The sequence below is a fragment of the Luteibacter yeojuensis genome, from assembly GCF_011742875.1.
Taxonomy (GTDB): Bacteria; Pseudomonadota; Gammaproteobacteria; order Xanthomonadales; family Rhodanobacteraceae; genus Luteibacter; species Luteibacter yeojuensis.
The window spans coordinates 697,918-717,989 of the sequence record NZ_JAAQTL010000001.1 but is presented as its reverse complement, the minus strand read 5'-3'; the positions used below and the strand labels follow the sequence as shown (position 1 = coordinate 717,989).

Below are 20,072 nucleotides of genomic sequence, written 5' to 3'. Positions count from 1 at the left end.
CATGGTTGGAGTTGACCAACCGGGTTGACCAAGCGCTTTCTATCGGGGCACGTGTAAGTGCCTGAAGGATCGGGGAGATTTTTGGCTTGGCGGAGAGAGTGGGATTCGAACCCACGGTAGGCTTACACCTACGGCAGTTTTCAAGACTGCTGCCTTAAACCACTCGGCCATCTCTCCGTATTTGTCACACCGGTAAGGCATTGCACCCACCCGGCTTCCCGCTTCGAACGCGCCGAGGCCCCTGCCCCAGCGCGCCCGATTGTACCTCAGGCGATAGCCTCGATCCCCGCCATATACGGCCGCAGCACCTCAGGCACCTCGATCGACCCATCCGCCTGCTGGAAATTCTCCATCACCGCGACCAGGGTCCGCCCCACGGCCAACCCCGAGCCATTGAGCGTATGCACCAGCTCCGGCTTGCCCGTCGCCGGGTTACGCCAGCGCGCTTGCATCCGCCGCGCCTGGAAGTCCGTGCAGTTGGAGCAGCTGCTGATCTCGCGGTAGGTGTTCTGGCTGGGCAGCCACACTTCGAGGTCGTAGGTTTTGGCGGCCGCGAAGCCCATGTCGCCCGTGCACAGCTGCACCTTGCGGTACGGCAGCTTCAGGGCCTGGAGCACGGCCTCGGCGTGACCGACCATCTCCTCCAATTGCGCGAAGCTGGTTTCGGCGGTGGCGATCTGCACCATTTCCACCTTCTCGAACTGGTGCTGCCGAATCATGCCGCGGGTGTCGCGGCCGTAGCTGCCGGCTTCGGCGCGGAAGCACATGGAATGGGCGGTCATGCGCATGGGCAGGTCGTCGGCTTCGACGATGCTCTCGCGCACGAGGTTGGTCAGGGCCACTTCGGACGTGGGAATGAGGTAGCGCTTGGTGTCGCCCACCTGGGTGCCGAAGAGGTCTTCCTCGAACTTGGGTAGCTGGCTGGTGCCTTCCATCGCGTCGGCGTTCACGATCAGCGGCACGTTGTGCTCGAGGTAGCCGTGCTGGGTCGTGTGCAGGTCGAGCATGAACTGCGCGAGCGCGCGGTGCAGGTGCGCGAGCTGGCCGCGGAGGACGGTGAAGCGAGCGCCGGAGAGCTTGGAGCCAGCTTCGGCGTCGAGCCAGCCGTGGCGGGCGCCGAGGTCCACGTGGTCTTTTACCGGGAAGTCGAACGGGCGCGGGTGGCCCCAGCGGAGCAGTTCGACGTTCTCGGTCTCGTCCTTGCCGATGGGCACGGATTCGTCCGGGAGGTTCGGGATGCCGAGGGCGATGTCGGCCAGCTTGGCCTGCACCTCGGCCAGGGCGTGTTCGTTGGCCTTGAGCTTGTCGCCGATGCCGGCGACTTCGGCCATCAGAGGGGCGACATCCTCGCCCTTGGCCTTGGCCTGGCCGATGGCCTTGGAGCGGGTGTTGCGCAGGTTCTGGAGCTCCTGCGTCTCGGTGGAAAGCGCCTTGCGCTCGGATTCGAGGCGTTCGATCGTGGCTACGTCGAGGTCGAAGTTCCGGGCGGCGCGGAGGCGCTCTGCCGTTTCGGCGAGGCGGCCGCGCAGGAGGGCGGGATCCAGCATGTTCTTCGCTTCCGTGGGTGTTGAATGCGGGATTATCGCAAAACGGGGCGGAAGTCGCTGGGTCCCTGCCTTCGCAGGGACGACTGGGGCTTGAGCGGGGGTGGTCTGTGGGTACCGGCGCTGTGCCGGTACCCAGGTGACCTTGTTTCAGGGCATCGGTTTGACGGCGGAGGGGTTGGACTTGCGGCCCAGCCACCAACCCATCGCCGCACCCGCCAGCAGCCAGCCGAAGCCCTGCTCCACGAGGTAGCCGGCGGTGAAGGCGCCCGGGAAGCGGTACCAGTTCCAGTACGGCACGCTGAGCGACAGCCAGCTGAAGACGCCGAAGGCCAGTCCGATCCAGAGGCCGCGGAGGAGGCCGACCCCGGCCATGCGCATCATCACGAGGACGACCATCAGGGCCGCGAGCGTATCCGAGAGCCACTGGTGGAAGAGGTTGCCGCCCATGGCGAGCGGATCTTTTCCGTTGGGCGAATAGACGATGAAGGCATACGGGTTGGCCTTGGCCTTTTCGGAGTACGCCTTCATGGCCTGGTCGTTGCCATGCATGGTGGCCATGTCGAAGTGCGGGAGGAGGTAGATGCCATGCTCCGGTGGCAGGCCGTCGCGCAGCGCCGTCAGGACGGCGTCCTCGTTGGTGGGGGCGCGCATGGACAGTTCGCCCAGCGGCAGCACCATGTGCGCGAACGCACCCCAGAAGAACATGATCAATCCGCCGATCAATGTAGCAATGACGATACGCATCGTTCCTCTCCTCCCCGAGTGGTGGTCCGAGCGTACGACTGCCCTGAGGGCGCGGGTATCGGACTTTTGGCAGGGGGTGCCGTGCCGGGTATCGGCCCGCGTCAGTTCTTTTCGCCACGTGCGGCGGCACGGGCGGCGCGCAGTGCGACGAGTTTCTCGCGCAGCTTCATTTCAAGGCCGCGATCCACCGGCTCGTAGAACGTCGTGCCGGCGAGTTCGTCGGGCAGGCATTGCTGGTCCAGCGCGACACCGCCTTCCACGTCGTGGTCGTACTGGTAGCCGGTGCCGTAACCGAGGCCCTTCATGAGTTTGGTGGGCGCATTGCGCAGGTGCATGGGCACGTCCAGGCTGCCCATCTGCTTCACCGTGGCGCGGGCCTTGTTATAGGCCATGTAGGCGGCGTTGCTCTTCGGCGAAATGGCCAGCCAGATCGCCAGCTGGGCGAGGCCCAGTTCGCCCTCGGGGCTGCCCAGGCGTTCGTAGGTGTCCCAGGCATCCAGGGCCATGCGCCACGCGCGCGGCTCGGCCAGGCCCACGTCTTCCACGGCCATGCGCGTCATGCGCCGGGCGAGGTAGAGCGGATCGCAGCCGCCGTCGAGCATGCGGGTGAGCCAGTACACGGCGGCATCGGGATCGGACGAACGCACGGACTTGTGCAGTGCCGAGATCTGGTCGTAGAACTGCTCGCCGCTCTTGTCGAAGCGGCGCGTGCGGTCGGCCAGCACCTGTTCCAGGGTGGCATCGTCGATGCGTCCGCCCTCGGCGAGTTCGGCCGCGATTTCCAGCAGCGTGAGCGCGCGGCGGACATCGCCGTCGGCGGCGCTCGCGATCAGCTTCAGCGAGGCTTCGTCCACGACGAGGCCCAACTCGCCAAGGCCGCGTTCCTTGTCGGCCAGCGCGCGGTGCAGCGCGGCCACGATGTCGTCGGGGCCGACCGCATCGAGCACATGCACGCGGCAGCGCGAAAGCAGTGCGGAGTTGAGTTCGAACGACGGGTTTTCCGTGGTGGCACCCACGAAGATGATCACGCCGCGTTCGATATAAGGCAGGAACGCATCCTGCTGCGCCTTGTTGAAGCGGTGCACCTCGTCCACGAAGAGAACGGTGCGGCGGCCTTGCGCGAAATTGCCCTCGGCCTCGGCGAGCGCCTTGCGCACGTCGGGCAGCCCGCTCATCACGGCGGAAATGGCCCTGAAATCGGCATCGGCGTAGCGCGCCACGAGGAGGGCCAGCGTGGTCTTGCCGCATCCCGGCGGCCCCCACAGGATCATCGAATGCACCCGGCCGGCTTCCAGCGCGCGGCGCAACGGCTTGCCCTCGCCCACCACGCGCTGCTGCCCCACGATCTCGTCGAGCGCGCGCGGCCGCATGCGCTCGGCCAGTGGCTTCAGGGCTTCGGGTTCGGCGAACAGGCCGGGAGACTGGAAGGACATGGGGCTCGGGACAGTCGACAGGCTCCCATTATCGCCTTTCCACCGTGCATGGCACCTCAACAGGGCAAGGCTTCTCAGGCCTTTGGTTTGCGGAGGAGGCTCGCGGCCATGGCGGCGACGACGGCGGCGCCAAGAAGGAGCACGACCCAGAGCAATGGCCGGGTCCAGTCGAAAGGGGCTTCGGCGGGATCGAGGGCCTTGCGGCCGGCGAGTTCCTGCACCTTTCCGGGAGTTGCCTGCGCGGGGCGCCATGTGGGGCCGGCGTCCTTCCGCAGGGCGGCGATGGCGTCGGCGATGGGCCATGCCGGACGCCGCGCGGAATGGCTGCCGACCAGCAGGCGGTACGGCGCGTCGCCTTCCGGAAGGAAGACGATGCGGTCCGGCTGCCAGCCGACCAGGAGGTGCGGCGGTTCGCGCAGCGGTGTCGCCGAGTGCAGGCGGAGCATCTCGCGCCGGCCGGCCGCGACGTCGAGGGGATGCGCGTCGGCGCTGTCCCGTGGCGGCGTCACCACCAGCGTGCCGAGCTGCTCGCCACTCATGCTGCCCTCGACGGCGATGGCGTCGAAGCGGGCGACGGTATCGCCCTTGCCCAGTCTGACGCGCAATGCCGTGACCGGCAGCGCGGCCGGCAGGCGATAGTCGTAGTCGACGCCCTGCCCGCTCTGTACCGTCCCCGTGGACGCGACATCCAGCCAGCGACGAGCCGCTTCGTCTTTCGCCGCGGCGTCCTCCACGGTGCCGGAAAGCGTGACCTTCGATCCTTCGCCGTCGGCCCAGGGGGCCTCGCCGCGCTCGACGTGCACGCGGTAGTAGCGCGCCGCGTTGCCGCTGAGCTTCACGACGCGCGCGTCCACCCCGCCGTCGCCCTGTCCGAGCGTGACGACCGTGGCGCCCCTGACCAGCGGCGTCCAGTCCTGGAGGTTGGTGCTCGCGTCCACGTCGACGCGAAGGTCCACGTCGCGGGTCGACGGCGCGAATTCCAGCCGCTCGGGCGCCACCGGCTGGCGCGCGTCGAACAGCCAGTCGGTCGGCGCGCCGGCGGGCGCGGCGGCACCGGGTTCGATGACGATGTCGCCGTTGGTGCTGCGCTGGATGCGCGCACCGGCCACGCCGCTGGCACTCTGCGGCACGGGCAGCAACGGTGCATCGAGCGTTACCGGATGCGCAGTGGGAGGTGCGGGCGCATAGAGCCCAGCCGCCACCTGGCGATCCTTCGCGTCGACGACCACCACGTCGCCCAGCCCGGCGTCGCGCCTGGCCCACGCATAGGCGTCCTGCGGCAGTTCCACGACATACGCCTTGGCAGCGGATGGGAGTGTCAGGGGATACGCCACCGCGAACGGCGGCGGCGTTTCCGCACGGGCGGATCCTGCGACCAGCCCAATGATCAGCAGACAGCGACGCCAGTCACGACGCATGCGACGACTCCGACGATTCGGCCGCGATCTGTCTCGGCGGCGCGGGTGCGAGGTAACCGATGACCGTGCAGAGCAGGCCATAGGCGATGAACGAAGCGATACCGAAAAGATTGCCCAGGTGTGCGCGATCCACCAGCAACAGCTTCAACAGCACGAGGGCCATCGTTATCGCGCCGGCGAGCCAGAGCATGCGCTGCCCGCGCTTCGACCCGAGCACCCAGGCCACGACGCCGATCGCGCTCCACACCACGGTGAGCGAGAGTTCCGCGAGGCTCGAGCCGGCCATCGCGCCATCCCAGGGCACGCCGCCGAGATGGTGGACGCCGCGCAGCGTCATGCTGGTGGCCAGCACGAAGAACAGCGCGGCCAGCACCGCAGGGCGCGCCACGCGCACCTCGCGCGGCATCGCTTCGTCGGACAGCGCGCGCGCCACGAAAAGAAGCACCGCGACGAGCAGCAGATCGACCGGATTGAGTACGGGCACGAAAGGCAATGGCGACGGCGCACCCGCGGTACCGAGTGCCACGGCACCCGCCACGAGCATGGCGAGCGCCACGCAGGCACCCACGGCATGGCGGATGTCGCGTCGATGCGCCGTCAGCGGCAGCGCCAGCCAGCGCGCGCCCCAGAGAGTCAGCGCCGCGAGCAGCAATGTCGGCACGGCGCGCGCGAACAGCTGCCAGCCCTCGCCGAGCTGCGGCGCCCGGTCCAGTGCAATCGCCACAGCAACGGTGATCACGGCAAGCCAGCGCACCCACCAGACGGTGGCCGCCGCGACGGCGGCCACGCGATGCGCCGCCACGCCGCGCAACGCGAACCAGCCGGCGATGGCCATCGCCACCACGCCCGCCAACGGCCAGCCGCTCAGCCACTGGATGCCGGCGTTCGCGGCGGACAGCACCACGACCAGGCTCGCGAACAAGAAAAGCGGCAGCGCGAAGGCGAGCACCACGCCCAGGTCGAGCTTGCGCGCGAAGGGACAGGCAAGCGCGAGCAGCAGCCCTGTCACCGACAGCAGCGCGAGCCAGCACGCCGCCTCGGGCGCGGGATCGATCACAAAGGCGTCGATCTCGTTGACGAAGCCGATGAGCCACCAGAGCACCGCCCACACAAGCAGGCCAATGCGCGCCAGGCTCGATGCGCCGCGCGACATGCCGTGACGATCGAACTGCCAGGCGCCCACCCCCGCGCCGACCACGAGCAGCAGGCTTCCGATGAAGGAGGCGTTGAGCAGGGGCGTGTCGGCAGCGTGCCGGTGGAACAGCGACGCGATCGTCCAGGCCACGCCCGCCACCACTTGCAGGAACACACCCGCCCAGCGCGGCAGGCGGCGTCCCTGGCGGAAACCCAGCCAGACGAGTCCCGCGCCTTCCAGTGCGAACACGCTTGCCGTCACGCTGGCACTGAGCGCCAGCGGCACCGCGATGGTGGCGAAGGCCACGGCGAGCACAGCCCAGGTTTCGCGGAGCAGCGCCATGTCGTCGCGGCGCCGGATCGCGAACGCGATGGCCACATAGATGGCCGCGGCCACGAGGGCCGACACGGCGAGCGGCATGGGATGCCAGTCGAGCAAGGCGCCTTGCAGCAGCAGGCTGGCGATCGGATTGCCGAACATCAGGCAGCCGTCGAGGATGGCGCGGTTGCGCTTCGGCGAGCGCAGCACATGCAGCCAGGGCACCGCGAGGTACAGCAGGAAATGCAGGACGAGGAACGGCTCGGTGCTGGCGAACAGCGCGGGGTTGTAACGGAGCACGCCCCACGCCGTGCCCACGCCGAAGGTGGCGACGAAGCCGAGCACGTTGAGCACGCGCCATGCGCGCTTCCAGGCGATGCCCAGGATGCCGAGGTTGAGTACCGCGTAATACGAGAACAGCGCGACGTGGTTGCCCGCGTCCGTCGACGCGATGATGGGTGCGGCGAAACCGGCCACGAGGCCGAGCACGGCGAGCGCCAGGGCGTCCTGCAGCACCGCGAGCACACCCAGGGCAGCCACGAAGACGATCAGCAAGGCGAACGTCCAGCCCGCCGGCAGCAGGCCATAGAGACGGTACGCCGCGAATACGGTCATCACCAGCACGCCGATCGCACCGCCTTGCAACGAGAGTGCGAAGGCGCGGCGCCTGTCGCGCTGGAACCAGCCGAACGCCGCGCCGGCGATGGCCGCCAGGGCGACCAGGCTGAGGCGCACCGACATGGGTACGCGGAGGAGACCGGTGTCGGAGGCGTACTTGAGGAAGGCGGCGATACCGGCGAAGAGGACCAGCATGCCGACTTTCACCGGCACGTTGCCTTCGGTGAACCAATGTTTGATGGCGGTGCCGAGGCGGTCGGCCAGGGTGGGGCCGGTGGGGGTCGGCGGTGGCACGCCGGGCGGGACGGCTCCGGGGGCGACAGAGGCGCTGGGCTCCTGCCTTCGCAGGAGCGACGGGGGAACGGAGGGCGACGGGGAAGTCGGGGGCGGCAGTGGCATGCCCTGCGCCGCAGGCGCCGTCGGCGTCGGTACCTGGTGCGCCGACGGCACCGGTGGGGCGGCTGTCTCGGTGCCGGGGCGCAGGTGCTCGATGAGACGGCGTGCGTCGTCGAGGTCCTTGCGCAGCTGCGATGTGCGGCCCCACAGGAAGCCGATGGCGAAGCCCGCCACCGCGCCGGCGACGCCTTCGCCCACGAAGGCGCCAATCACCGCGCCGACGATTGCCCAGACCAGATACATGCCCTTGCCCCCCTAAACACGTCCGATGTCTGGGTTCAGTCTGGCATGAACCGTGACGTCGTAGGAGGAACAGGCGATCATGTCGCCATGTCTTTCGTCCGTCGCCTCATGTCGTTCGCGATCGCCCTGGCCTGCTGGACGACAGCGAGTGCGACGGATCCGGAACGCACCCTCGCCCAACTCCACCACACCGCGCTGCGCGGGGAAGACGGTGCCCCGGTCGGCGCGGCGTCCATGGCCCAGACCGAGGATGGCTGGTTCTGGGTCAGCACGCGCACGGGCCTGTATCGCTACGACGGCTTCGCCTTCGAGAAGGTACCCCTCCTCCCGCCCTCCGGCTCGGGCAGCGAATCTACCTGGACCATCTACGCCGCACCCGGCGGCGATCTCTGGGTGAGCCGTACCTACGGCGGCGTCGCGCGCCTGCGCCACGGGGAAGTCACCTTGTACGGCACGGCCGACGGGTTGCCCGACAACGTGGCCATGGATGAATTCGGCAGCGACGGCGAGGGTCATCTCTGGGCCGCCGCCGACACCGGCCTGTATCGCTTCGACGGTAAACGGTGGACCGAGGTGTCGGCCGCCTGGGGCATATCCGACCCGGCGCAGCAACTCCTCGAGGATGCGCGCGGAAACCTCTGGGTGCTGACAAGCGCAAGGCTCTACCTCCTGCCCAAGGGTGCCCGACGCTTCGAGGATGCCGGCGTCCCGGACACCTATCCGGGGCACCTGCTCAACCATCCGGACGGGAGCGTGTGGCTGCGGACCAATGCCGGAATCCACCCCCTGCCCGGCATCTGGGGAAAGCCCTTCCCCCATGCGCCGCCACGTCACGCCAACAGCACCACCACCACGTTCGACCGCGACGGCAACCTGTGGAGCGTGGCCTGCGAAGTGAACCTCTGCCGCATGGCGGGCAAGTACGTGGACGCGACGACCACGGGCGACGTCGAAGAGCCGCGGATGCAGAAGTACACCGAGCGCCTCGCCATGACCTCGCAGGTCACCATGAACCTCATGGAAGATCGCGACGGCCATGTGTGGGTGAGCACGAAGGCCGGCCTCGACGTGTTCCGGGACAGTTGGCTTTCCCGCGTGCGCTTTCCGAAGCTCGAGGTGTACTTCGCCCTGTTCGAGGACGGCAAGGGCCAGACCTGGAGCGGGACCGCTTCCCACACGGCTTATCCCGACCGGCTCTGGCGGCTCACGCCGGATCCCGTGCCGATCCCCGGCTTCGAAGGCGCGGTGGATACGGCCTACCGCGACCGCGACGGCTCGGCATGGCTCGGCGGCAACGGAAAGCTCTGGCACCTGCGGGACGGCAAGCCCGTGCCCGTGCCTCTGCCCGGGGACGCCGCGGAGCGCGGCACCATCGTCCAGGCCATCGCGCGCGACGGGGCCGGGCGGTTGTGGCTTTCGTTGCGAAACCGCGGCGTGTATGTGCGGGCCGCGGAAGGCTGGTTGCCCGCCTCTACCGTCGCCGCGTTCCCTGCTTTGGCGCCCGCGGTGATCCACGCCGACCCGGCCGGCCGGACATGGTTCGGGTACCTGGACGGCACCATGGCAATGCTCGACGGCAACGCCTTGCGCCGCTTCGGGACCGCCGACGGATTGGGCGACGGACCGGTCTCCGCCATCGCGACGATCGACGGGCATCTCGTGGTCGGTGCCGAGCACGGACTCTCGTTCTTCGACGGCGAACGTTTTCGCAAGCTGGCCGCGCAACCGATGGATCGCTTCAACGCCATCACCGGCATCGTGCAGACCGAGGATGGCTGCGTCTGGGCCTACGGGATGGACGGCGTGATCCGCTTCACGGCGCAGGGCTGGAAGCAGGCGCTCGCGCGGCCCGACGTGCCGGCGGTCACGCGCCTGCTCACCATGGAAGATGGCGTGCCAGGCCCCGCGCAGCTCGTGCGGCCCTTGCCGACGGTACTGGAGGCGAGCGACGGCCGGCTCTGGTTCGCGGGATCCCAGGGCCTGGCCTGGCTCGATCCCCTGCGCCAGCCGCCGCCGCCCTCGCCGCCACCGGTGGTCATCCGCTCGGTGACATCGGGCGGCGTGGCGTTCAAACCGGGCGCTCCCGTGGAGCTGCGCGACAGTCGCGACCTCAAGGTGGCGTACACGGCGCTGGCACCGGGCCATCCACGCGGCCTCGCCTTCCGCTACCGCCTGGAGAACATGGACGCCACGTTCCAGGATGCGGGTTCGCGACGCGAGGCGATGTATAACGACCTCGCACCCGGGCACTATACCTTCCATGCGGAGGCGTCCTATGACGGCCTGCGATGGAGCCGTTCGGCGTCGTTCCCCGTGACCGTCCCGCCGCGCCTGTTCGAACGGACGGGCTTCCAGGTGTTCGTCGCGCTCTGCGCCGCCCTGCTCGCGTGGATTGCCCACCGCTGGCGCGTGCGCCTGCTCACGCAGCGTCTGCGCTGGCGGCTGGACGAGCGCCACCGCGAGCGCGAACGCATCGCGCGCGAGCTGCACGACACGCTGCTGCAAGGCGTGCAGGGATTGATCCTGCGCTTCCAGGCGTTCGCCGACGGGCTGGCGAAGGACGACCGCTCGCGCGCCACGCTCGAGCGCGCGATCGATCGCGCGGAAGCGTTGCTGGTGGAAGGACGCGACCGCGTGAAAGGTCTGCGCGGCCATGCCTCGGAGGACGGTTCGCTCGAGCGGCGCCTCGCGGCGCTGGTGGAGGACATGGACTGGCCGGTCGAGCTCTCCGTGCAATCCGGGCACCGTCGCCGCGATGTCGACCCGGAGGTTGTCGACGAGCTTTACAGCATCGTGCGCGAGGCGGTGGTCAACGCCACGCAACACAGCCACGCGCGCTCGATCCGCATCGCCGTGGAGTACGCCCGCCGGTCGTTGAACGTATGGGTGCGCGACGATGGCGAGGGCTTCAGGGCCGACACCGTATCCAGCGACAACCACTTCGGGCTGGTGGGCATGCGCGAACGCGCGATGCGTATCGGGGGACGGCTGGAGGTGCTGTCGACGCCCCGGCACGGCGTCGTGGTACGAGTGATGGTTCCGGGGCGCGTTGCGTACGCCGATAAGCCCTGACTCACTTCACCGGTTGCGTCTGCAACACCGGCGCGTCGCCGATCACGTCCGCCCCCGCCGGCGGCACGAAGTTGAACGTCTCCGGGGGAAGCGCGGCGTTGCGTACCCAGCCCGCGAAGCGGATCTCCGTGGTGTTGCCCAGCTGATCGCGGAACACCATGCGCGCGAGCCCGCTGTCGTCGAAGCCGAGGTCGGCGTACTCGAACTGCGGATCCTTGCCCGTGGACTGGAGGCGCAGCCATTGCAGGCCGTCGCGCTCGCCCTGCTCCGTCACCTTGAAGCCCTTGTCCAGCTGCGAAAGATCCGTGAGCACCGTGAGCGGGCTCTGCGCTTCCTCGCTGCTCTGCTTGCGCACGGTGACCTGTTCGAGGTCCGGGTCGTAAAGCCACACGCGGCTGCCGTCGGCCACGATGGTCTGCTTGTACGGCGCCGTGGTTTCCCAACGGAACTGGCGCGGCGCCTGCAAGGCCATGGTGCCGGAGCTGGTCTTGCCCGGATCGCCGTTGGCGTTCGACATCGTCTGGCTGAAGCGTCCCGAGAGCGAGTGGATGCCCTTGGCGAAGGCGTCGAGACGCTCGCGCGCCGGACCGGCGGCGAAGGCCGGCAGGCTGAGCAGGGACAGCGTCGCGGCAAGCAGGAAGCGTTTCATGGGAGGGATTCCGTGGGAGTCGGCGCGATTGTCAGCGATCGGTTTCGAACAGCGACTTAAGCATGTCGATGGCCTCGGACGGCGTGATCTCGCCGGCCTCCATCTTCTCGCTGATGTCCGCGATGGCCTTGCCGTCGCGGTGCCAGTACGGGGCGTCGCGCGTGGCGGTGTGCACCGGGCGCACCTCCTGCCCCAACACCGCGATCTCGGCGATCTCGGGCTGCTCGGCGAAGATCACTTCCAGCGCGTCGTCCACCCCGGCCGTATGGCCGCTGGGGTAGTCGCGGGTGACAAAACAGGCGCGGCCGTCGTCGGCGCGCAGTTCCAGTCCCGGGATGGAGGGGTTGAGTTCGAAGATGCTTTCGACCTCGTCCAGCACCTCGGCGTTGGGCGCGAGGTCGCCGGTGACGAGCAGGCCCCAGGGACGCTGGCGGAGCGCGCCCGGCTTCATGGCGTTCATGCGGAATCAGTCCTTCGGGGGCGGCGGCGCGAGGACTTCGCGGTTGCCGTTGTGCTGCGGCGCGCTGACGATGCCGTCCTGCTCCATCTGCTCGACGAGGCGGGCGGCGCGGTTGTAGCCGATGCGGAGGTGGCGCTGCACGCCGGAGATGGACGCGCGGCGCGTCTCGGTGACCACGCGCACGGCGCGGTCGTAGAGCGCGTTGTCGCTGTCGCCGTCACCGTCGGCATCCTGCGGCAGGCCGGAGTCGTTGATGATCTTGCCGTCGGCGGTGGACTGCACTTCCTCCAGCACGCCTTCGATGTAGTTCGGCGAGCCCTGCGCGCGCAGCCATTCCACGACGTTGTGCACCTCGTGGTCGTCCACGAAGGCGCCGTGCACGCGCTCCGGCGTGGCCGTGCCGGGCGGCAGGTAGAGCATGTCGCCGTGGCCGAGGAGCGCTTCCGCGCCCGACTGGTCGAGGATGGTGCGCGAATCGATCTTCGAGGACACCTGGAAGGCGATGCGCGTGGGGATGTTGGCCTTGATGAGGCCGGTGATGACGTCCACCGACGGGCGCTGCGTGGCAAGGATCAGGTGCACGCCCGCGGCGCGCGCCTTCTGCGCGAGGCGCGCGATCAGCTCTTCCACCTTCTTGCCGACGATCATCATCATGTCGGCGAATTCGTCGATGATGATGACGATGTGCGGCAGCGGTTCCAGCGGCTCGGCCACCATGCCCGGCATGTCGGGATTGGCGCGGAACAGCGGATCGAGCAACGGCTGCCCGCTGTTCTCGGCGTCCTTCACCTTCTTGTTGAAACCGCCGAGGTTGCGCACGCCCACCGCCGCCATGAGCTTGTAGCGGCGCTCCATCTCGGCCACGCACCAGCGCAGCGCGTTGGCGGCTTCCTTCATGTCCGTGACGACCGGCGCCAGAAGGTGCGGAATGCCCTCGTAGACCGAGAGCTCCAGCATCTTCGGATCGATCATGATCATCCGGACGTCTTTGGGGCTGGACTTGTACAGCAGGCTCAGCACCATGGCGTTCACCGCCACGGATTTACCCGAGCCGGTGGTGCCGGCCACCAGCAGGTGGGGCATCTTCGCGAGGTCGGTGACCACGGCCTTGCCGCCGATGTCCTTGCCCAGCGCGAGCGCCAGCGGCGACTTCACCTGGTCGTAGCGCTCCGAGCGCAGGATCTCGGAGAGGTAGACGATCTGCTTCTTGGTGTTCGGGATTTCCAGGCCGATGACGTTCTTGCCCGGAATGACGTCCACCACGCGCACGCTGACCACGGAGAGGCCGCGCGCGATGTCCTTGTCCAGGCTGGACACCTGGCTGCCGCGCACGCCGGCCGCGGGCTCGAGTTCGAAGCGGGTGATGACCGGGCCGGGATAGACGCCGACCACGCGCGCCTCGACACGGAAATCCTTGAGTTTCAGCTCCACCTGGCGCGAGAGCACCTCCAGGGTTTCCTCGGAGTAACCCGGGCCCTGCGGCGGCGCTTCGTCGAGCAGCGACAACGGCGGGATCTCGCCGTCCATCGCGGCGCCGGTGAACAGCGGGATCTGGTTCTCGCGCGTGGCGCGCTCGCTCTTGACCACCATCGGCGTGGGGGTCTCGATGCGCACGGGCTCGCGCCTGGCCTGCTTCACCGCCTCGGCCTTCTTGACCACTTCGCGTTCGGCGCGGGCGGACCGCGCCGCCATGACGTCGGGCGCGCGGCGCAGCTTGCCGCCTGCCCAGCCGGCAACGCGCATGACCAGCTCGCCCGTCGCGTCCATGAGGCGGAACCACGAAAGGCCGGTGGCGAGCGTGATGGCGATGAGGCACACCGCGAGCAACAGCAGGGGCGCGCCCTTGTCGCCGAAGGCGTTGTGCAGGCCGTGACCGACCCACTTGCCGACGATGCCGCCGGGGCCTTCGGGCAGCACCGCCGAATCGACGTTCAGGTAAGCGAGCGCCGGGGCGGTGATGAAGAAGAAAACGAAACCGATGAGCCGCAGCGACGGCTCCCAGGGCTGCACGTTGCGCTCGCCGCGCTGGCGGATCACCTGGATCCCCAGCGCGAGGAGCAGCAGCGGGAAGCCGTACGACACCAGGCCGAAGATGTACCTGAGCAGGTTGGCGATGTTCGCGCCGACCGCGCCACCGAAGTTGGTGGCATGGTCGGCGACGCCCATGTGGCCCCAGCTCGGGTCCTGGTCGTTGTAGCTGAGCAGGCAGACGAGGAGGTAAAGGGCAAGCGGCAACAGGAGCAGCGCCCCGGCTTCGCGCAGGCGGCGCTTGAGCTCCTCGCTCAAGCCCTCCCGCTGGGCCTTGACCTGCGCCTTGGCCTGCCTTTTTACGACTTTCGCGCTTCGCGCCACTAACGAACGACCTCGGTCCCGGTTTCCGGCATCATGCCACGCCCTGGAGGGCCGGGTGCACGATCTTGCCGTTCTCGATGTTGATGCCCGCGGCCAGCGGCGCGTAGTCGCGCCACTCGTTGCCGGCCGCCAGGCGCTGCACGTACGGCAGGATCGCGGCGGAGATGGCGGTCGAGGAGGTCTGCGGCACGGCGCCCGGCATGTTGGTCACGCAGAAATGCGTCACGCCGTGCACGTCGTAGGTCGGCTCCTTCCAGGTGGTCGGACGCGAGGTCTCGAAGCAGCCGCCCTGGTCGATCGAGATGTCGACGAGCACCGAGCCCTTCTCCATCGTCTTGACCATCTCCTCGGTGACCACGCGCGGAGCCTTGGCGCTGGGGATCAGCACGGCGCCGACGACGATGTCGGCGTTGCGCACTTCCTCGGCCACCGACGACTCGTAGGCGTACAGGGCCGTGACGTTCGGGCCCAGGGCCATCATCTCGGCCATGCGGTCCGGACGCTTGTCGAACACCACCACGTTGGCGCCCGCCGAAGCGGCCAGCGCCGCGGCGTTGCCGCCGGCCGCGCCGGCGCCCAGCACCACGACCTTGCCGCGCGGGGTCGACGCCATGCCGCCCAGCAGCTTGCCCTTGCCGCCATTCGGCTGGTGCAGGAGCGTGGTGCCGATCTGGGTGGCGATGCGACCGGCGATGACCGACATCGGGAGGAGGAGCGGCAGCGCACCGTTCTCGTCGACGGACTCGAAGGCCACGCCGGTCAGGCCGATGTCCAGGAGGCTCCTGGTGAGCGCCGGCTCGGCGGCCAGGTGCAGGTAGCAGAACAGGAGGTGGTGCTTCTTCAGCAGCTTGAGATCGCCCTCGATCGGCTCCTTGACCTTGACGATCAGCTCGCCCTTCTCGTAGACGGCGGCGGCATCGGGCACCACGGTGACGCCCAAGGCCGCGTAATCGGAGTCCGCATAGCCGCTCTTGGTGCCGGCACCGGACTGGATGAACACCTCGTGGCCACGGCGGACAAGGTCGGCGGCGGCGGCGGGGATGAGGGCCACGCGGCCTTCGAGGGTCTTGGTTTCGGACGGAATACCGATGCGCATCTTATGGATGATCCTGAAAGTACAGAATAAAGCCGCTCCGTGGGGACGGGGCGGCCGCCGTCGTTTCGGCGAATGTCTTGAATCGCACCACCGTCTTCCCCATTCTTCCGGGTCGACAACGTCCGTACGACTGAATCACGCCGCAGTAAACCCAAGGATTATACATGAGCACCCCCAAGCACAGCCGTCTGCTGATCCTCGGCTCCGGCCCCGCCGGCTACACGGCGGCGGTATACGCCGCGCGCGCCAACCTGAAGCCGACCATGATCACCGGCCTCCAGCAGGGCGGGCAGCTGATGACCACCACCGAGGTGGACAACTGGCCGGGCGACGAGAAGGGTGTCCAGGGCCCCGACCTGATGCGGCGCATGGCCGAGCACGCCGAGCGCTTCGAGACGGAGATGATCTTCGACCACATCCATAGCGTGGACCTGTCCAGCCGCCCGTTCCGCCTGAAGGGCGACGGCGGCGAGTACACGGCGGAGGCCCTGATCGTCACGACCGGTGCCACCGCCAAGTACCTTGGCATCGCCTCGGAAGAGAAGTTCAAGGGCCGCGGCGTCTCCGCCTGCGCCACCTGCGACGGCTTCTTCTTCCGCGACCAGGACGTGGTGGTGGTCGGGGGCGGCAACACGGCCGTGGAAGAGGCGCTGTACCTGTCCAACATCGCCCGCAAGGTCTACCTCGTGCACCGCCGCGACAAGCTGCGCGCCGAGAAGATCATGCAGGACAAGCTGTTCGAGAAGGCCGCGGCCGGCAAGGTCGAGCTGCTCTGGAACCACCAGATCGACGAGGTGCTGGGCGACGATTCCGGCGTCAACGGCGTGCGCGTCAAGGACGTGAACACCGGGGCCAAGCGCGACCTCGAGGTCCAGGGTTTCTTCGTGGCCATCGGCCATACGCCCAACACCGGCATCTTCGAGGGCCAGCTCGAGATGAAGGACGGCTACATCCAGATCCATTCCGGCCTGAACGGCATGGCCACGGCCACGTCGGTGCCGGGCGTGTTCGCGGCGGGCGACGTCGCCGACCACGTGTACCGCCAGGCCATCACCTCGGCGGGCTTCGGCTGCATGGCCGCGCTGGACGCCGAGCGCTGGCTGGACCAGCAGCACCTGCTCGCCTGACGACAACGCCCCGCGCCACGCGCGGGGCTCCCGCCGCATGAACGGGATACGCTTCCTCGACAGCCTCGGCGGCATTCCGGCCGCCGACTGGGACGCGCTCGTCCCGGACGGCAATCCCTTCGTCTCGCACGCCTTCCTGCATGGCCTGGAAGCCAAGGGCTGCCTGCGCGAGGATTACGGCTGGCGTCCGTACCACCTCGCCTTCTTTGAGGAAGGCCGCCTCCTTGGCGCCGCTCCCACCTACCTCAAGGGCAATTCGCACGGCGAGTTCGTCTTCGACTGGAGCTGGGCGGCCGCCTGGGAGCGCGCCGGCGGCGATTACTACCCCAAGCTGCTCGTCGCCTCGCCCTACTCGCCCGTGCCCGGCCCGCGCCTGCTGGTACGCGACGGGCCGCACGCCGAAGTGATGCGCAACCGCCTGACCGCCGCGCTCGTCGACGAGGCCGACCGCCTGGGCCTTTCGTCCATCCACGCCAACTTCCTTCCGGAGGCCGACCTGCACGCGTTCGACGATCGCTGGCTGGCCCGCTCCGACTACCAGTTCCACTGGCACAACCGCGGCTATGCGGACTTCGACGCGTTCCTCGCGGCACTCGCCGCGAAGAAGCGCAAGAACATCCGGCAGGAGCGCGCGCGTGCGCATGCGGCCGGGCTCACGCTGGAGATGCGCGGCGGGGACACGTTCTCGGACGCCGAATGGCGGCAGATCCACGCGCTCTACGAACTCACCTTCGACATGAAGGGCAACCACGCGGCGCTGACCGCGCGCTTCTTCCAGTACCTCGGGCGCACCCTCGGGCCGGACGTACAGGTGGCGTTGGCACGCGACTCCCACGACATCGTGGCGATGGCGCTGTTCCTGCGCGGCGGCGATACGCTATACGGGCGCTACTGGGGTGCCAGCGTGGATGTCTCCGGCCTGCATTTCGAACTGTGCTACTACCGCGGCATCGACTACGCCATCCGCGAGGGGCTCGCGCGCTTCGAGCCCGGCGCACAGGGCGAGCACAAGCTCGCGCGCGGGTTCCTGCCCACGCTGACGCATTCGCGCCATTACATCGCCCATGAGGGTTTCCGGCGCGCCGTGGCCGATGCGCTGCGGGAAGAGGCCGCGCATCGCGAGGCCTACCGCAAGGAACTCATGGCCCACTCGCCCTACGCCGACCGATGATCCAGTTGCCGCAACTCCATCGCACGCGCCTGGGACTGTTTCCGGACCCGGAATCGGCGCTGACCGAGCCGAACGGGCTGCTGGCCTGGGGCGGCGACCTGTCGCCCGAACGCCTGCTTGCGGCATACAGCCAGGGCGTCTTTCCGTGGTTCAACGCGGACGAGCCGATCCTCTGGTGGTCGCCCGATCCGCGCTGCGTCTTCCGCACCGACGGCGTGCACGTCAGCCGCAGCCTGCGCAAGCAGCTACGCACGTCAGGCTGGCGCGTGACCGCCGACACCTCGTTCAGCCGCGTGATGCGCGCCTGCGCCGCGCCGCGCAACGGCCAGCCCGGCACCTGGATCGGCGAGGACATGATCGTGGCGTACGAGGAGCTGCACCGGCGCGGACATGCGCACAGCGTGGAGGTGTGGGATCGCGGTTCGCTGGTGGGCGGCATCTATGGCGTGGCCGTGGGCCGGCTGTTCTGCGGCGAATCGATGTTCAGCGCCCGCTCCGGCGGCTCCAAGGCGGCCCTCGCCGCGCTCTGTGGGCTGCTGCACGAGTGGGGATTCCCGTACCTCGACGCCCAGGTGACCAACGAGCACCTGCTGAGCATGGGCGCCGTCGAGATCCCGCGCCGCGAGTTCGTGGCGAAAGCAAGACAACTGGCGGCAATGCCGGGCATCGTCGGCTCCTGGATCCGCTACCCCCTGGCGCTCCCCCTGTAGGAGCCGCTATGGCGGCGAGGAAAACCTCGCGGCACTGTCGCAAGCTTGCTCTCGCCGCTATAGCGGCTCCTACAACGGGAAAGGGCTAGCGCGAGCGGTGTCCGCTCATCTCCGCCCCCGCATTCCTCGGCAACAACGCGCTGACCGGTGCGGCGATCAACGAAATGAAGGTGATGACCAGGAAGGCCACGCTGAAATCCGGCAACTGGGCGCGCTCGTGTCCCTGCCACGTCACCGACACCTGCAACGCCGCCGCGGCGACGCAGATGCCGAGCGAAAGCATCAGCTGCTGGAACGTGGAATAGAAGCTCGTCGCGCTCGAGAAGCGCTCGCTGGGCACTTCCGCGTACGCCACCGTGTTGTACGCACTGAACTGCAGCGACTGGAAGAAGCCGCTCAGCAGCAGGATCGTGTAGATCGTCCACAAGGGCCAGTCGGGACGGAACGCCGCGCACAGTGCCACGCAGAGCATCGACAGCACGCCGTTCCAGACCAGCGTGCTGCGGAACCCGAACTTGCGCAGCACGGGCGTGGACGTGGCTTTCATCAGCATCGCGCCCAGCGCGGAAACGAAGGTGACCACGCCGCTGTGCGCCGCGGACAGGCCGAACCCGAGCTGCATCATCAGCGGCAGGAGGAACGGCATGCCGCCGGCCGTGATGCGGGTGAGCGAACCGGCCACCACCGAAAGGCGGAACGTGGTGAAGCGCATCAGCGACAGGTCGAGGATGGGATTCTCCACGCGGCGTGCGTGCCACACATAAAGCGCACCTGCGACCAGGCCACCGACGACGAGTCCCGTGGACCCGAGCAGTGACGTCCCGCCGTGACTGGCCATCTCGAGGCCGAACACCAGGCACGACAGCGAGATGCCCGAAAGCACGAAGCCCAGGCGGTCGAAGCGGACCTTGTCCGGCAGGCGGATATCGGGGATGTAGCGCGAGGCCAGCCACATGCCCACGAGGCCGATCGGCACGTTGATGTAGAAGATCCAGCGCCACGACGCCCAGGTGACGATGAAGCCGCCGAGCGGCGGCCCCACCACCGGGCCGATCAGCGCGGGCACCAGCAGCCAGGACATGGCGGAAACGAGTTCGGACTTCGGCACCGAACGCAGCAGGACGAGGCGCCCGACCGGCACCATCATCGCGCCGCCGATGCCCTGCAAGAGGCGCGACATCACCAGCAGCGGCAGGTTGCCGGAAACGCCGCATAGCACCGAGCCGACGGTGAACAACGCGATGGCGGCGCGGAACACGTTGCGCGAACCGTAGCGGTCGGCGATGGCACCGCTCGCCGGGATGAACACGGCGAGGCTGAGCATGTACGAGGTGAGCGCCACGCTCATGTGCAGCGGCGACACGTCGAAGGATTCCGACATGGCCGGCAACGCCGTGGCCAGGATGGTGCCGTCCAGCTGCTCCATGAACATCGCGCTCGCGATGATCAGGGCGACGGTGCGGAAGCCTGGGGCGGAGTTCATCCGGGGATGGGCAACGGGGAGGCGCATAGTTTGCGCCCGCCTCCCGAAAAGGTCGAGCATCGCGAATGTAGGAGCCGCTACAGCGGCGAGAAAACCTGGC

Annotated in this window: 14 protein-coding genes and 1 tRNA gene; 4 read left to right on the top strand and 11 right to left on the bottom strand. The window is 68.4% G+C overall.

Features of this window, described 5'->3' with window-relative positions:
* Positions 1 to 87: 87 nt before the first annotated feature.
* The 6 genes from HBF32_RS03305 to HBF32_RS03280 form a co-directional block, all read right to left on the bottom strand.
* Positions 88 to 177: transfer RNA gene (locus HBF32_RS03305), tRNA-Ser, on the bottom strand.
* An 89-nt stretch (positions 178 to 266) separates the two neighbouring features.
* Positions 267 to 1,547: a serine--tRNA ligase gene (gene serS / locus HBF32_RS03300; RefSeq protein WP_166698200.1), complete on the bottom strand. Its 1,281-nt coding sequence runs from the start codon at positions 1,545 to 1,547 to the stop codon at positions 267 to 269.
* 147 nt (positions 1,548 to 1,694) lie between these two features.
* On the bottom strand, positions 1,695 to 2,291 hold the full coding sequence (locus HBF32_RS03295) for a hypothetical protein (RefSeq protein WP_166698199.1): 597 nt from the start codon (positions 2,289 to 2,291) through the stop codon (positions 1,695 to 1,697).
* A gap of 101 nt (positions 2,292 to 2,392) precedes the next feature.
* The gene (locus tag HBF32_RS03290) at positions 2,393 to 3,724 is read right to left on the bottom strand and encodes a replication-associated recombination protein A (RefSeq protein WP_166698198.1); all 1,332 of its coding nucleotides are present in this window, start codon (positions 3,722 to 3,724) and stop codon (positions 2,393 to 2,395) included.
* A gap of 74 nt (positions 3,725 to 3,798) precedes the next feature.
* Complete coding sequence (locus HBF32_RS03285; protein ID WP_166698197.1) at positions 3,799 to 5,142, bottom strand: DUF3999 family protein; 1,344 nt, start codon at positions 5,140 to 5,142, stop codon at positions 3,799 to 3,801.
* Complete coding sequence (locus tag HBF32_RS03280; RefSeq protein WP_166698196.1) at positions 5,132 to 7,852, bottom strand: DUF2339 domain-containing protein; 2,721 nt, start codon at positions 7,850 to 7,852, stop codon at positions 5,132 to 5,134. Before HBF32_RS03280 ends, HBF32_RS03285 begins: the two co-directional genes overlap by 11 nt.
* Before the next feature lie 87 nt (positions 7,853 to 7,939).
* Between HBF32_RS03280 and HBF32_RS03275 the strand changes: the two genes are divergently transcribed.
* The gene (locus HBF32_RS03275) at positions 7,940 to 10,924 is read left to right on the top strand and encodes a sensor histidine kinase (RefSeq protein WP_166698195.1); all 2,985 of its coding nucleotides are present in this window, start codon (positions 7,940 to 7,942) and stop codon (positions 10,922 to 10,924) included.
* Between the two features lies 1 nt (position 10,925).
* Here HBF32_RS03275 and lolA read toward each other — a convergent pair whose 3' ends face one another.
* Genes lolA through HBF32_RS03255 form a run of 4 tightly spaced genes read right to left on the bottom strand, consistent with a single transcriptional unit; the run spans position 10,926 to position 15,481 of the window.
* Positions 10,926 to 11,573, bottom strand: coding sequence for an outer membrane lipoprotein periplasmic chaperone LolA (lolA, locus tag HBF32_RS03270; RefSeq protein ID WP_166698194.1), 648 nt, complete (start codon positions 11,571 to 11,573; stop codon positions 10,926 to 10,928).
* 31 nt (positions 11,574 to 11,604) lie between these two features.
* On the bottom strand, positions 11,605 to 12,033 hold the full coding sequence (locus HBF32_RS03265) for a hypothetical protein (protein ID WP_166698193.1): 429 nt from the start codon (positions 12,031 to 12,033) through the stop codon (positions 11,605 to 11,607).
* Between the two features lie 6 nt (positions 12,034 to 12,039).
* A complete protein-coding gene (locus tag HBF32_RS03260) occupies positions 12,040 to 14,385 on the bottom strand; it encodes a DNA translocase FtsK (RefSeq protein WP_166698192.1) in 2,346 nt (781 codons plus the stop codon).
* 31 nt (positions 14,386 to 14,416) lie between these two features.
* Positions 14,417 to 15,481 carry an alanine dehydrogenase gene (locus tag HBF32_RS03255; protein ID WP_166698191.1) on the bottom strand — a complete coding sequence of 355 codons (1,065 nt, stop codon included), beginning with the start codon at positions 15,479 to 15,481 and terminating at the stop codon, positions 14,417 to 14,419.
* A 164-nt stretch (positions 15,482 to 15,645) separates the two neighbouring features.
* On the opposite strand from HBF32_RS03255, the gene trxB reads away from it, so the two are divergent.
* Genes trxB through aat form a run of 3 tightly spaced genes read left to right on the top strand, consistent with a single transcriptional unit; the run spans position 15,646 to position 18,489 of the window.
* Entirely contained in the window at positions 15,646 to 16,608 is a 963-nt protein-coding gene (gene trxB / locus HBF32_RS03250) for a thioredoxin-disulfide reductase (protein WP_166698190.1), read from the top strand.
* Between the two features lie 37 nt (positions 16,609 to 16,645).
* The gene (locus HBF32_RS03245; protein ID WP_166698189.1) at positions 16,646 to 17,779 is read left to right on the top strand and encodes a GNAT family N-acetyltransferase; all 1,134 of its coding nucleotides are present in this window, start codon (positions 16,646 to 16,648) and stop codon (positions 17,777 to 17,779) included.
* Complete coding sequence (gene aat, locus HBF32_RS03240; protein ID WP_166698188.1) at positions 17,776 to 18,489, top strand: leucyl/phenylalanyl-tRNA--protein transferase; 714 nt, start codon at positions 17,776 to 17,778, stop codon at positions 18,487 to 18,489. The genes HBF32_RS03245 and aat overlap by 4 nt, the downstream gene beginning before the upstream one ends.
* A gap of 85 nt (positions 18,490 to 18,574) precedes the next feature.
* On the opposite strand, the gene HBF32_RS03235 is transcribed toward aat, so the two are convergent.
* Complete coding sequence (locus HBF32_RS03235) at positions 18,575 to 19,972, bottom strand: DHA2 family efflux MFS transporter permease subunit (RefSeq protein ID WP_240147779.1); 1,398 nt, start codon at positions 19,970 to 19,972, stop codon at positions 18,575 to 18,577.
* Between the last annotated feature and the right edge of the window lie 100 nt (positions 19,973 to 20,072).